14 protein-coding genes are annotated in these 13512 nt (G+C 65.5%); 11 read left to right on the forward strand and 3 right to left on the reverse strand.

Annotation, left to right across the window (positions count from 1 at the left end):
- Window positions 1-93: 93 nt before the first annotated feature.
- Window positions 94-1050, forward strand: coding sequence for an NAD-dependent epimerase/dehydratase family protein (locus ABFX36_RS14345; RefSeq protein WP_278125825.1), 957 nt, complete (start codon window positions 94-96; stop codon window positions 1048-1050).
- A gap of 71 nt (window positions 1051-1121) precedes the next feature.
- Here ABFX36_RS14345 and ABFX36_RS14350 read toward each other — a convergent pair whose 3' ends face one another.
- Window positions 1122-1970 carry an SGNH/GDSL hydrolase family protein gene (locus ABFX36_RS14350; protein WP_346076903.1) on the reverse strand — a complete coding sequence of 283 codons (849 nt, stop codon included), beginning with the start codon at window positions 1968-1970 and terminating at the stop codon, window positions 1122-1124.
- Between the two features lie 169 nt (window positions 1971-2139).
- Complete coding sequence (locus tag ABFX36_RS14355) at window positions 2140-2823, reverse strand: type 1 glutamine amidotransferase domain-containing protein (protein ID WP_346076905.1); 684 nt, start codon at window positions 2821-2823, stop codon at window positions 2140-2142.
- A gap of 214 nt (window positions 2824-3037) precedes the next feature.
- Here ABFX36_RS14355 and ABFX36_RS14360 point away from each other — a divergent pair, with 214 nt between their 5' ends.
- The 9 genes from ABFX36_RS14360 to ABFX36_RS14400 all read left to right on the forward strand — a co-directional run bounded on the left by ABFX36_RS14360 (window position 3038) and on the right by ABFX36_RS14400 (window position 10788).
- Window positions 3038-3622, forward strand: a complete 585-nt coding sequence (locus tag ABFX36_RS14360) for a TetR/AcrR family transcriptional regulator (RefSeq protein ID WP_346076907.1) — start codon at window positions 3038-3040, stop codon at window positions 3620-3622.
- Between the two features lie 129 nt (window positions 3623-3751).
- Window positions 3752-4666 carry an acetoacetate decarboxylase family protein gene (locus tag ABFX36_RS14365; protein ID WP_346076909.1) on the forward strand — a complete coding sequence of 305 codons (915 nt, stop codon included), beginning with the start codon at window positions 3752-3754 and terminating at the stop codon, window positions 4664-4666.
- Window positions 4667-4742: 76 nt separating this feature from the next.
- A complete protein-coding gene (locus tag ABFX36_RS14370; RefSeq protein ID WP_346076911.1) occupies window positions 4743-5552 on the forward strand; it encodes an SDR family NAD(P)-dependent oxidoreductase in 810 nt (269 codons plus the stop codon).
- Window positions 5553-5569: 17 nt separating this feature from the next.
- Window positions 5570-6532 carry an NAD(P)H-quinone oxidoreductase gene (locus ABFX36_RS14375; protein ID WP_346076925.1) on the forward strand — a complete coding sequence of 321 codons (963 nt, stop codon included), beginning with the start codon at window positions 5570-5572 and terminating at the stop codon, window positions 6530-6532.
- 64 nt (window positions 6533-6596) lie between these two features.
- Window positions 6597-7970, forward strand: coding sequence for a YhgE/Pip domain-containing protein (locus ABFX36_RS14380; protein ID WP_346076913.1), 1374 nt, complete (start codon window positions 6597-6599; stop codon window positions 7968-7970).
- Window positions 7967-8377, forward strand: coding sequence for a PPOX class F420-dependent oxidoreductase (locus ABFX36_RS14385; protein ID WP_278125813.1), 411 nt, complete (start codon window positions 7967-7969; stop codon window positions 8375-8377). The genes ABFX36_RS14380 and ABFX36_RS14385 overlap by 4 nt, the downstream gene beginning before the upstream one ends.
- A gap of 162 nt (window positions 8378-8539) precedes the next feature.
- A complete protein-coding gene (locus ABFX36_RS14390) occupies window positions 8540-9508 on the forward strand; it encodes an alpha/beta hydrolase (protein ID WP_346076915.1) in 969 nt (322 codons plus the stop codon).
- 19 nt (window positions 9509-9527) lie between these two features.
- Window positions 9528-9968, forward strand: coding sequence for a nitroreductase family deazaflavin-dependent oxidoreductase (locus ABFX36_RS14395; protein ID WP_278125809.1), 441 nt, complete (start codon window positions 9528-9530; stop codon window positions 9966-9968).
- A 424-nt stretch (window positions 9969-10392) separates the two neighbouring features.
- Window positions 10393-10788 carry a hypothetical protein gene (locus tag ABFX36_RS14400; RefSeq protein ID WP_006897508.1) on the forward strand — a complete coding sequence of 132 codons (396 nt, stop codon included), beginning with the start codon at window positions 10393-10395 and terminating at the stop codon, window positions 10786-10788.
- Between the two features lie 1004 nt (window positions 10789-11792).
- Here the strand turns inward: ABFX36_RS14400 and ABFX36_RS14405 are convergent.
- The gene (locus tag ABFX36_RS14405; RefSeq protein WP_278125806.1) at window positions 11793-12599 is read right to left on the reverse strand and encodes a GreA/GreB family elongation factor; all 807 of its coding nucleotides are present in this window, start codon (window positions 12597-12599) and stop codon (window positions 11793-11795) included.
- Window positions 12600-12760: 161 nt separating this feature from the next.
- Here ABFX36_RS14405 and ABFX36_RS14410 point away from each other — a divergent pair, with 161 nt between their 5' ends.
- Window positions 12761-13411, forward strand: coding sequence for a hypothetical protein (locus ABFX36_RS14410; protein ID WP_346076919.1), 651 nt, complete (start codon window positions 12761-12763; stop codon window positions 13409-13411).
- Window positions 13412-13512: the final 101 nt, after the last annotated feature.

Here is a 13512-nt window from a genome sequence, read left to right on the forward strand (position 1 = left end):
GACAGCGATCGGGGCCGAGCCTACGATGATGTAATCAGTGCATACATATCGGTGGCCTCGTCTAACAGGCGGCCGGCGGAAGGACATTCGGCGATGACGCAGACGATTCTGGGGGCGAACGGTCAGATAGCGATCGAGTTGGCGCGTGAGTTGCGGCGCTCATACACCGACGACCTTCGGCTCGTCAGCCGGAACCCACGCAAGGTGGACGCCGCAGACCGGGTCGTGAGCGCCGATCTGCTCGACGCCGAGCAGACCGCGAAGGCGGTTGCCGGCAGTGAGATCGTGTACTTCACCGCCGGTCTCCCCGCGAACACGCATCTCTGGGAGACCCAGTTCCCGACGATGCTGCGCAATGCGCTGGGCGCCGCCGAGGCCGCGGGAGCGAAGTTCGCCTACTTCGACAACACGTACATGTATCCGCAGGACGACCGCGTGCAGACCGAGAGCACTCCGTTCGCTCCCGTCGGCCGCAAGGGTCGAGTCCGCGCCGACATGGCCACGATGGTGCTGGACGAGATCGCACGGCGCGACATCCCCGCCCTCATCGCCCGCGCGCCGGAGTTCTACGGCCCCGGGCGTACGCAGGGGTTCACCAACTCACTGGTCATCGACCGGATCAAGGCGGGAAAGACGCCGCTGGTCCCGGTGCGGGCCGACCGTGCGCGCACCCTCATCTGGACACCCGACGCGAGCCGCGCACTCGCCGCCCTCGGCAACGCGCCGGACGCTTACGGCCAGACCTGGCACCTCCCGGTCGACCACAGTCACCCCACCTACCGGGAATTCGTTCACATGGCCGCCGACACCTTCGGCGCGCCCGACCGGTACACCGTCATCCCGAAATGGGCTCTCACCGCCATCGGCACCGTCAGCCCGCAGGTGCGGGAGATCCGGGAGTTGCTGCCCCGCTACGCCCACGACAACGTCTTCGACGCTTCGAAGTTCGCCGAGCGCTTCCCGGATTTCCGCATCACCACGTATCGCGAGGGCCTGGGCGCGATCCGCGCCGAGTCGGCGGACCGGCCGGACCCGGCCGGCCACCGCTGAGCCGACGACGCTGGGCCGACAACACTGAGCCGGCAGCGTCGCGGCGGCCCGAGCGCTCGTCCCGAACGTCGTCAGCTACGGAAGGCCGCGGCGATCAGATCGGCGGTGTACTGCCGTCCGGCGAGCGTCGGGTGGATCGGTACGCCGTCGTCCTTCGGCCCGACCCCGGTCATCGAGACATATCGCTGCCCGTCGGGGGCACACATGTCGTGTCCGGCCTGTTGATCGTCCGCCACGGTGAATCCCGCACGCTTCGCGGCACCGATGATCGTCGCATTCAGCTTGTTCTCGGCCCTGTTCGCGAAGGCGACCGCATCGCGTCCCATCAGGCCGTCGACGAAACATCCGCGCGGATCACCTGGAAGGACACGCAGGTACGGCAGCACGACGACCTCCGCATTAGGCGCCGCGGTGCGGACCGCAGCGTACACCGTGTCGAGTCTGTGTCCGAGACGGTCGATCTTGGCCATTGTCGCCTCCCGGAACTGCGTATTGCACAACGCCCCGATCAAGCAGTTCGCCATCAGTCCGCCGAAGATCATCTCATCGTTGCCGCCGATCGAGACCGACACATAACGGGTCTTTCCGCTCAACCCGTTCAATTGACGTCCCTTGGGCGTGTTCTTGAGGACGTCTGCGGTCTCGGCGCCACTGCACGCCCAGTCCGCGAAGCTCACGCGGAGTCGTTTCGCGACCAGATGGCCGACGTCGTCGGGCGCCTGACTGCAGGACGGTGTCGGGTTTCCTCGGCTGCCATACAGGTCCGCCAGTGCGCCGGCCGCCACGTATGAGTCGCCGATCGAGACGTACTGCGCTCCGCGCGGTCCGAGATCGGAAGCGGCGGAAGCGGCCGGAGCCGCGAGCCCACCTCCGCCGAGCAGAAGTGCGGAAGCCAGCGCTGCCGAGGCGAATCGTTTCATCACGTCTCCTTCTCGATACCACCGATCGACCGAAGGAATAGCCCTGAATCACATTCGACGTCGATGGTCGCCTATGTCACCACCGATGAGAATAGACATTCGTTACTCGCCGGTACAAGAGTTTGGTACCAATCAGTACCGCCCTACCGGCGAGCCGCGGCCGCGCCGATCAGAGAAGAGCGGCTACCTTCTCTGCAGTCTCCTTAGCCGAACCCGGATTCTGTCCGGTCACGAGATTGCCGTCGACGACCGCATAGGAGACGAAGGGCAACTTCGCCTTCTCGTACAGAGCTCCGCGTTCTTTGCAACGCTCCTCGGCGTTGTACGGCACGAGCTTGTCGACTCGGGCGAGCACTTCCTCCCGCCAGGCGAACCCGGTCATCTTTCGGCCGGCGATGAGATACGAACCGTCGGACAGTCTGGTGTTGAGCAGACCGCAGTACCCGTGACAGACGGACGAGACGATGCCGCCGCTCTCGAAGATCTCCCTGGTGATCCGCTGGAGTCCTTCGCTGTCGGGAAAGTCGTACATCACGGCGTGACCGCCGGTGAAATAGATCGCGTCGAAATCCACGGAGTCGACGTCCTCCGGGCTCAGCGTGTTCTCCAGGAGAGCCATCCGCGCGGGGTCGGCCCGCCATGCTTTGGCCGTCTTGTCATAGTTGGGGAACTTGAGCGCCCGCGGCTCGAGCGGCACCGCGCCGCCTCTGGGGCTCACCAGAACCTGTTCGAAGCCCGCGTCTTCGAAGACATGCCAGGCGTGAGTGAGTTCGGAGAGCCAGAGGCCGGTCTTGTGTGAGGGATCGTCGTAGTGACCCACATTGGTGACGACGTTGAGGATGCGCTTCGACATGGGGCAATGCCTCCCGGTAGATCGCCCGACAATCGGGATCGATTGGTGAATCTCGCGCACTCCGCGCCGAACTCGTCGCCGGACACCGACATGTGCACGCCGCTTACATTATTGCTTCCGACCAAGGCCGTCAACGGAATGGGCCGATTCGAGCGACGGAGCGAGGAGCCGACGCACCGATCGAGACACACTGTCCGCTTGGTACCGTTGGAGTATGCAATCGCGTTCGGCGTATCACCACGGCGACCTGCCTGCGACGCTCGTACGCACCGCGATCGAGCTGCTCGACGAGAACGGATCAGAGGCCGATCTCTCCCTGCGCGCCGTCGCCCGAAGCGCGGGAGTCTCCACCGGTGCACCGTACCGGCACTTCGCCGACCGCAACGCACTTCTCTCCGCAGCGGCCGCCGTCGGTTACCGGGACCTGGCCGCAGCCCTGGAAGCCGCGCACCCGTCTCCGCGCGACCCGTCCGACCTGGGCGAGATCGCTGTGGCGTACGTGCAATTCGCGATCACCCGTCCCGGACTGTTCCGCGTCATGTTCGGCGGAGTGTGCGACGCCGACAGCCCCGAACGCGTCGACGCGGTTGAAGCCATCAACGCCTACCTGCTCGACATCGTGACGCGCACCATGCCGTCCGATACGCCGGAAACGGTGGCGACCGGCGCCTGGGCGCTGGTCCACGGCCTGGCCTTCCTCTTCCTCGACGGCAAGCTCGACTCCTCGTCGAGCGAGTTCGTCTCGTCGACCGTCCGGTCGGTCGTCACGGCGACGCTCCGCGCCCGCACCGAAGCCTGACCGGAACCCCTTCCAACTCGCACCTCACCCGTATCGCCGACGCGACTCGCGCGACCCGTGGACAGTGCCGCAGTCGAGGTCTATGCTCATGTAAGCAACGCATACATGACGACGGAAGCGAGAACCCGCATGAGCACGCCAGCCGAAGACACCGTCGAGGTCGATCTGGGCGGCAGGACCGTCACGGTTCCCAGGGGAGGCTTGTTCGACCGTTATCGCATGGACACCCCGCTCGACGAGGTCGCGGACGACCCGCGCGTACCCGGCGTCGACTTCTTCCGTGCGCTCCCCAAGACGCAGGTCGAATCACCCATCGGTCCCACGCGTACGCCGAACTTCTACTACTCGATGTCGTCCGCCCGACTCACGATGCTCGCGCCGAGCAACGCGATCCGTAAGCGGCTCCCCGATCAGCTGTCACCTCTCGAAATCGCCCCCGGCCTCGGCGTCGCATCCCTGATGCTGTTCCGCTACGACGTGTGCGACATCGACTTCTACACCGAAGCGGCCGTCGGCGTGGCGGTGCGCCCCGCCCGCAACGGTGGTCGCCGGACCGCCCTGGCCGACGTGATCGCCGCACTCGGAGACGATCATCTCCACACTTACGTGCTGTCGCTCCCGGTGAACACTGAGATCGCCCAGGTCCGCGGCCACGACGGCTACGGATTCCCGAAATGGGTCACCGACCTCGACGTCGACATCGACGACGCCCGCACCAGCGCACGGATCGCCAACAGCGACGGCGGGATCGACCTCGAGTTCTCCGCCCGCACACCGAAGCAGAAGACCCACGCGAGCGGCGAGAAGGTCTCCACCCTGACCTCGTACACCCAGCGCGACGGCGCCTGGCATTCCACGTTGAATCAGACCAACGTCCTCCGGTCGGGCGGCGCACGGTTCCCGAGCGGGCTCGATCTGACTCTCGGGACGGGCCGACTGTCGGACGACCTGCGATCGCTCAAGCCGATCCGCACGATCCAGTTCGACGTGAACACCTCCGCGCAGGCGGCCCTGCACATGCCTGTCCCCTTCTCCGTTCGTTGAACGGCCGGGCCATGACCATTCACCACACCGTGCGACCGCAGAACGAAACACGCCGCCTGCCGAAGGGAGGCCGGTCATGATCGGCGGATTCAACCATCGAGATCCGGTGCGCTACCAGGGAACGACGACACTGATCACCGGCGCGAGTTCCGGCCTCGGCGCCGAGTTCGCCGCACAGCTCGCACGCCGCGGCTCCAACGTGGTGCTGGTGGCACGTCGTGAGGAACGACTCCGCGAGTTGGCCGCACGGCTCGAACGCACTCACCGCATCACAGCGACTGTCATCGCGATGGATCTGCTGCGGTCCGACGCGGCGCCGGCGCTGAGCGCCGCGCTCACCGAGCGCGGAATCACGATCGATTCGTTGATCAACAACGCCGGTTTCGGGATCAAGGGAGCGTTCGCGGAGAACGACCCGACTGCCCTGGCCGACATGGTCACGCTGAATGTCTCGACGCTGACGGCGCTCACCCGGGAGTTCCTGCCTCACCTGCGCTCAAGCGGACGTGGCGTACTGATCAACATCGCGAGCACGGCCGCACATCAGCCCACCCCCGGGATGGCGGCGTACGGCGCGTCTAAAGCCTATGTCCTCTCGCTGACCGAGGCGCTCGCCTACGAGTCGCGCGATTCCGGGCTCAGGGTTCTGTGCCTGAGCCCGGGACCCACGAGGACGGAGTTCTTCGACGTGGTCGGTACCGAAGACGCTGCGGTCGGCCGCTTCCAGACACCCGCGCAGGTGGTCTCGAACGCGCTGGCCGAACTCGACCGTTCCCATCCCCGAGCCGGAATCGTCTCCGGCCGGATCAACGCGATCAGTGCTGTCGCAGCCCGGCTCGCGCCTCGCTCGGTCGCCACCGCCATCGCGGGTAAGGCATTGAAATGACCGACATTCCGAAGACCATGCGCGCCATCGTCGTCGACGACGAGAAGAACCTCGTGCTCGACGGTGTCGCCACTCCGATCCCCGCCGAGGGCGAGGTCCTCGTACGCGTCGCCGCCGCCGGCATCAACCGAGCCGACCTCATGCAGCGCCAGGGACTCTATCCGCCGCCGCCGGGCATCACCGACATCATGGGCATGGAGGTCTCGGGGACGGTCGCGGCGCTGGGGCCCGGAGTGGGCGACGTGGCAGTGGGCCAGGAGGTGTGTGCCCTCATCGCCGGCGGCGGGTACGCCCAGTACGCCGTCGTCCCCGCAACACAACTGCTGCCGGTTCCCGCCGGGGTGCCGCTCGTCGACGCGGCCGCACTGCCCGAGGTGGCCAGTACCGTCTGGTCGACGATCGTCATGGACGCCGGGCTCCGGGCCGGAGAACTGTTCTTGGTGCACGGCGGCGGCAGCGGCATCGGCACGCACGCCATCCAGGTCGCGAAGGCGATCGGCGCCCGTGTCGCGGTCACCGTCGGCTCCGCGGGCAAGGCCGAGCGTGCCCGCGAACTCGGTGCCGACATCGTCATCAACTACCGGGAACAGGACTTCGCCGCCGAACTCTCCGGGCAGGTCGACGTGATCCTCGACATCATGGGCGGCAGCTACCTCTCGCGAAACATCGACGCGCTGAGTGTCGGCGGTCGTCTCGTCGTCATCGGCATGCAGGGCGGGCTCACCGGCGAGGTGAACGTCGGCGCACTGATCGGCAAACGCGCACGAGTGATCGGCTTGAACGTGCGGAACCGGCCGCTCACCGGACCGGGGTCGAAGGCCGACATCGTCGCGGCCGTGATCGCCGACGAGTGGCCGCTCGTCGAGCAGGGGCTGATCGCACCGGTCATCTCCGCCACTCTCCCCCTCTCCGAAGCCGACCGGGGGCAGACTCTGCTGGAGTCCAAGGACTCCGTCGGCAAGGTGCTCCTGCTCCCCTGATCCGTCCGCTCATCCAGTGGTGAGCGAACGATGCGATCACCCATGACCTCAAGGAGTTCCGCCCGTGAGCGAGAACCGTTCCACCGACCCCGCGCACCCGCAGGACGTCCCCGCGACGCGGGTCACCGGCGAGCCCGCGACCCGGCGCTTCCTCTGGCATCCCCGGACCTGGATCGCCGCCGTCGTGCTCGTCATCGGGTTGGGCTTCGCGATACCCGCGGTGTATCTCGGCGGCACCCTCGATCCCCAGGGCGACCTCGAGGACCTGCCCGTGGCGCTGGTCGTCACCCCGCAGACTGTCCAGCTCGGAGGGCAGAGCCCGGCAGGGCGCGTGGCCGACGAGATCGCACGCCACGTCGACCCGCAGAAGATCGCTCTGCAGCGGCTGCCGGGTGACGAAGCGGATGCCCGCATGCGCGACGGCTCGATCGTCGGCATCATCAGAATCCCCGCAGACTTCGACGCGCAGCTTGCGGCGCTGACCGGGCCGGGGCCCGGCGAACCCGCGAACGCCACCGTCCACCTCGACACCACGTCGCGGGCGGGCGCGATGACCACCGGCCTGTTCACCGGCAACGTGACCCCGGTGGTCGAAGCCGTGCGCACCGCCTTCGGCAGGCAACTCCTCGCGTCGGCCGGTTCTGCCCCGAACGTCGCGGCTGCCACGGCGCTCGCCACCCCGTTCTCGATCTCCACCGCTGCGCTCGACCCTCTCCCGTCCCACACTGGGCTCGGCACCAGCGTCTTCTATCTCGCGATCGTGCTGATCATCGTTGCGTTCATCGGTGCCTCGGCGATCCATCCGCTGATCGACACCGCCGTCGGGTTCCTACCCCAGGAGACCGGGCCGCGGGTTCGCCGTAACCCCTACCGACACCTGTCTCGGATGCGCACGCTGATCGCCAAATGGCTGGTCATGATCGGCGTGGCTCCGGCGACCGCGGGCGCCGTACTGCTCATCGCGGGCCCGGTCCTGGGCATGCCGATGGCCAGACCGCTGGACCTGTGGCTGTTCTCGACCGCCGCGCTGATCGCGGTCGGACTCGGTGCGCTCACTGTGTTCGCCGTCTTCGGTTCCTTCGGTCCGCTGGTGAACACCTTCCTCTTCGTGGCCCTGGCGATGACGTCCTCCGGAGGCGCGATCCCGCTGGAAGCGACCCCCGCCTTCTTCCGGACGATAGCGCCGGTGGAACCGATGCGAGCCATCGTCGACGGTCTGCGCTCGATGCTCTATCTGGATTCGAGTCCGGGTTCGGGCCTCGGTCACGCCTGGGTGTATCTGGGCGTCCTCACCGCCGTCAGCGTGATCGTCGGACTCACCGCGACGCGGTTGTTCGACCGCGTGCCGGCCTTCACCCGCCATCCCGATGACCCCGTACGCACAGCGGTCCGACCTCCCGAGCCCGCCACCGAAGAAACGACGAAAGGCGCGTCATGAACGCATTCGATCCCGCCCGCTCCCGCTACGTCTCCGTCGCGACCTTCCGGAAGTCGGGTGAGCGCGTGGCCACCCCGGTGTGGACGGTCCCGCTCGACGACGGCCGGATCGGCGTGGTCACCGCACCCGAATCGGGGAAGGCCAAGCGGCTGCGCAATGATTCTCGGGTAGAGCTCACCGAATGCGACGTCCGCGGCCGGATCGGGCCCGACGCTGTCACTCTGACCGGCCGGGCGACGATCACCGTCGGCGGGGCGGAACTCGATCGGGCACGGCGGGCCCTGCGCACCAAGTACGGAGTTCAGGCCGTCGTCGTCGGTGCATGGAGTTCGATCAAGGCGAAGCTGACGCGCCGCCCGCTCGGCGAGGCCGTCCTGGTCATCACGCTCGACGAAGCACTCCGATAGCCCGCGCGATCCGGAGTCGGGCACGTCGGCGATTCTCCTCGCCGGAAGGTCTACCGCTCGATCATCCACGGTGATAGCGTCGCAGGTGTCCACATGTAAGCAATGTCGACATCGTGGACTCCGGCACGCACCAGAACATCCGACACGCTGAACGGAGTTGTCATGTCCGAACTGCCCCCGCCGATCACCCCGGTCCTCGAACCCGCCGCCAAGGAGTTGGCCGACGCGACCGACCCGCACCCCCGGATCTACGAGGTGCCGCCCGAAGAGGGCAGAAAGATCCTGTCCGACCTGCAGGCCAACCCGGATGTGCCGCGACCCGACGTGGACGAGGAGTGGGTCGAGGTGGATGCGGGCGAGTGGGGAACAGTGAGGACGCGCATCATCCGGCGCCGCGGCGAGACCGGGCCGCTGCCGGTCCTGGTCTACATCCACGGTGCCGGCTGGGTTTTCGGCGACGATCAGACCCACGACAGGCTGTTCCGCGAACTGACCGTCGGAGCGGGCGCCGCAGGAGTCTTCCCGGTGTACGACCGCGCCCCCGAACACGGCTACCCGACCCAGGTGGAACAGAACTACGCCGTCGGCCGATGGATTCTCGAGAACGGCGCGTCGTACGGCATGGACACCAGCCGGATCGCGGTGACCGGCGAGTCCGTCGGCGGCTGCATGTCGGCGGTGTTCGCGCTGATGAACAAGGACCGCGGCGGAATCGACCTCAAAGCACAGGCGCTGCTCTACCCGGTCACCAATGCCGACTTCGACACCCCGTCGTACCTGCAGTTCGCCGAGGGCTACTACCTGACGCGCGACGGGATGAAGTGGTTCTGGGACGCGTACACCACCGACCCCGCACAACGCGCCGAGAAGTACGCGTCACCGCTCCAGGCGAGTCTCGACGAACTCGAGGGACTTCCGCCGACACTCGTGATCACCGACGAGGCGGACGTGTTGCGCGACGAGGGCGAGCAGTACGCGAACAAACTGCGTGAAGCCGGGGTCGACGTCACTTCCGTCCGCGTCGCGGGCATGGTGCACGACTTCCTGCTGCTCGACAGCCTGCGCGACACCAAGGCCGCCATCGTCGCCCGGAAACTGACGATCGACTTCCTCCGGGACGCGCTGAACTGACCGAGTGAGGGATGATCAGATGATCCCGCGCCTGACCAGAGACTGGGCGCCCAAACTGATGAACTGGGCCCACCGCCTGGTGCTGACCGTCAGCGGGGGCCGACTGCTGGACCGGCCGTTCGGCATGCCGGTGGTCGAACTCCACACCGTCGGCAGGAAATCCGGCCTGCCCCGCAGTTGCTACCTCACCACCCCGGTGCACGACGACCATCGACTGATTCTGGTCGCGTCGAAAGGCGGCGACGATCGCGACCCGGACTGGTATCGAAATCTCATGGCGACGCCCGACGCCGAGATCACTCTCGACGGAAATCGGATACCGATCCACGCACGGACGGCTGATCCGCAGGAGAAAGCCGAACTCTGGCCCGAAGTGGTCCGCGCATACCGCGGATACGCGAAGTACCAGGAGCGCACCAGCCGCGACATCCCGCTGGTGATCTGCGACCTGCGTCCCTGACAGCGGCGCAGCGAATGGAGTCGGACTCCAGCCGAAGGTCGTCCGGCCATACTGCCGAACTCGCGGTGGCCCTGCCGTTCGTCCCGTCGCGGAGTCATATCCGACCGCCTCGGATGGCTGTCCCATTTGCGCGGACATTCATCGGCGCCCGTCGATGAGATCTCACACCGCAGACACGGCGACCCGGAGCACCTCACGTTTCCACCGGAGATCGTCCAAGTGCACAGCCTGCGCGAGTGGCCTGAACTCAGCGGCCCGTCTCACGCTGTCGCTGGAACGGATGATCTCAGGTCCTCAATATGAGGGATTCTCCTGCGCAGCAACCGCACTCCAAGTCGGTTGACCGTTAGCGTCACTCCACACCGTGTCGCACTCGGTCCGCGTTCGAGGACACTCGACCGGCAAGAATTTCGAAGGAGAAACCATGAATAAGTTCCTGACCCCCGTCGCACTGGCCGGGGCCGCCGCTGCGCTCAGCCTGGGTCTCGGCACAGGAGCCGGAGTAGCCGATGCCCGCATCTCTGCCGGTCCCCTCACCCTCAGCGTCAAAGGAACGTGCTCCGCGCCGGGCGACAGCATCAAGGAGTTCTACGTCTGGACCCCGGAGAACGGCAAGAAACGCGCCACCTCCGGCAAGTCGGCGACGCATACGTTCCAGATCAACAAGAAGAAGATGGGCGACACATACTTCAACTGGAAACTGACATGCAAGATGTCCGGTAGCACCGGCGAGAACCAGAAGAAGTACGGCGGCAGCATCAACGGGACCAAGTACAACTACACCGTCGAACGCTTCTACAACAAAACCAAGAAGCCGTAGACGCTCACCGGACTCTATCCCGGTCTTCGTGATGTCTTACGAAAGGCTGGGCAGGACGGAAGCGCGAACTCGGCGTAGACCAGTCGTCAGCGACGCACATGTGCACGACCCCCGCCCCGCGATTGACTCCGTGGGACGGGGGTCAAGGGCGGCCGATCGTCATGCAGCGAGGCTGCCAAGTGCCGCAGAGCATCCACCTCGTTTTCGTCGGACTTTACTCACACCGGCGCTCGGTGCGGGACTGTCAAATCCTCCATCGAGGACAATCACTAGGGCGCGAGTAGGCAACACAGATAATGTTGCGCCCCACGAAGCAGCAAGGGCCGCGCCTTGCGATCGATCTCGGTGTCGGCGCGCGGAACCTACGAACACCGAACATTGCTGTTCGGCTATCCGTTGTTTGAGCATTCCGCTCACCGACCGAATTGCGGATAATTCCGTTGCCAGTGAGCCGATCATCTGCCGGTTTCCACGTGGGCGATCAGTTCGACGCCAGCGGTCCCAGATTCGCCAAGAAGGTCAGCTGAGCGCGTGCAGCCAGCGTCCAGCCGCGTCACACTTGGCGCTGATGTCGGCGTTGACCATATCGACAATCGGCGGGTCTCTGTGCGCTGTTGATCGCACGCGGGCTCGGATGGAAGGTTGAGAACAACTTGACTCCTGTTGCCACGCCAGGATCAGTCCGAAGCAGCAGGAGCCAGATCCGCTTCGCCACGGTTCCGTTCAGGACTACGACCGAAAGGGTCGGAACCGTGGCGAAGGAAGCCGAGAATTCTGCATTTTCGAGGCAGAGCATCCCGGATCCGTGCCGGTTAGCGGGATCTGTCTTCGGGCCGGGATCCTGGTACAGCGTGAGCAGCCGCGCGTTGACGCCACCGTGGGTCGGCGCAACATAGGGAATGAACGCCCCACTTCGCTGAGAGCGCAGTTCATCGACGTACTCATTGATCGTTCGGACGTGCGGCTCGTATCGGCGTCGGTAGAGCCCTTCACGGTCCTTCCGATCACTTCATCTCTGTCTCTTGAGCCATTCCAAGGGCTCCGTCCCGGTACGCACGTGGTTGTCGACGCACTCGGCCCCCTTGAGGCTCGACCGCCTCGGGCTTGCGCCCGACATCCGCTGGTGCGCCTCGGAAGCCGGGCCGGACATCGTGCACCACCAGGGGTGCGCCAGCGGGCAGCGAGACGCGGTCGCCGATCCTCCGACGACGCACTGCCAACCCCATAGGGGACCGGTACGAGACGACATCGTACTCGGTGTCGAATGGCCGCTCCGTCAGCACGAAGGTGTCCATGTCACCACTGAGATACTTCACTGTAACGATCGAGCCCGCGACCACTCGTTCGTCCGTGGGACCCCAGGCGATAAGACGATCACGGTCAGCGACGTACTGTGCCCGTCCGACGGCTAGGTCTGAGAGTCGCCTCTTGGCCTGCGCATGCTGAGCGGCGTAGCGCTTGTAATCGACCAGCAGGTCTCCACCGTCGCGGCAATCGTCCATCTTCGCCTCGAGGTCGCGAATCCGCTCGGTGATCGACTCTTTAACAAGGTCGTACTGCTCAATCTCTCGATCGAAGGCGTCTGCCGACTCTCTGGTCCGCGGAACGCTGTCCCCGACCCGCGTATCCCCTGCATCTGGGTCGCCCGTGCTGTCAACTCCAAACCCCTTCGAAGGCTTCTTGCGGGGCCGTGGAAAGTGTGTCAGCTGATCGACCGGTTCCGGCCGTGCAATGCTGGACCGGATCCGATTGGAGATCCGGCCGGATAGTCTCGCAGCCAGTCCATGTCGCTTCCACGCACGCTTCGTCACTCAACAATGGTATCGAGGACGTGTGACAGTACCCCTCCGAAGCCACTGTTCATATCACGTCGCGTCCATGCCGACTAACGGTGCGAGTTGGAGCACAGGACCGTCTGAGTCGTGAGATCGTCGGACAGACCACCGCTTTCGGGGGCCGATAGATTGGTCGAATGACCGACAAGGACGACTTCGACCGCAGAGACACTGGCGTTATCAGGTACGGCTGGTGGAAGACCAACGAGCACTTCAGCGCACCGAAATCGGAGCCAGAGGCCATCAGCCGGGTGTCCGGTTCCGAGCCCGGAACACTCAGGCGGAGCAGAGACCTCGTCGAGGACGATCTGCGAGAACACACCGAGAAGTACGGTGGCGACTTCGGGTGGCCGGTCATTGCGGTCGATTTCGGCGATGGTTGGCAGTACGTCTACAGGGCACTGAAGGGCAAGCTCGTCGATGTTCGGAATATGAGTCCTGATCAGGCAGCAAAGTATCAGGGCGTCCGTGACGGGAAGACGACCAACCGAGGCGGGTTGCGAGAAGAGCCGCCACGCGACGAACTCGACATTCTTCCCCGTGACCTGGACGAGTCTGAGGCGGCCCTCTCGGATCACGGCACGAGCGAGCCCGAACTGCAGACGGCCATCGCGCTCGGAGGCGAGACCGAACGTCGGTACGCGGAGCGCGTCGTCTGGCAACGACTCCATCAGCCGGAGCTCCGCAGGCTGACTCTCCTGCATCACGGAACGGCGTGCGCGTACTGCGGCATGGATGTCCCACAGATCATCGAGGCGGCTCACCTAGCCTCGGGCTTTCATCGCTGAATTCGCCTGACCTGCCGTTTTCATGAAGAAAGGTGCTCTGAGCTGCAATAATTGTTGTTGCGAAACGACAATCACAAGCAGGGCAAGGAGCACCTTTCTGG

Origin of the sequence: Gordonia cholesterolivorans (assembly GCF_039531975.1) — a bacterium.
GTDB lineage: Bacteria > Actinomycetota > Actinomycetes > Mycobacteriales > Mycobacteriaceae > Gordonia > Gordonia sihwensis.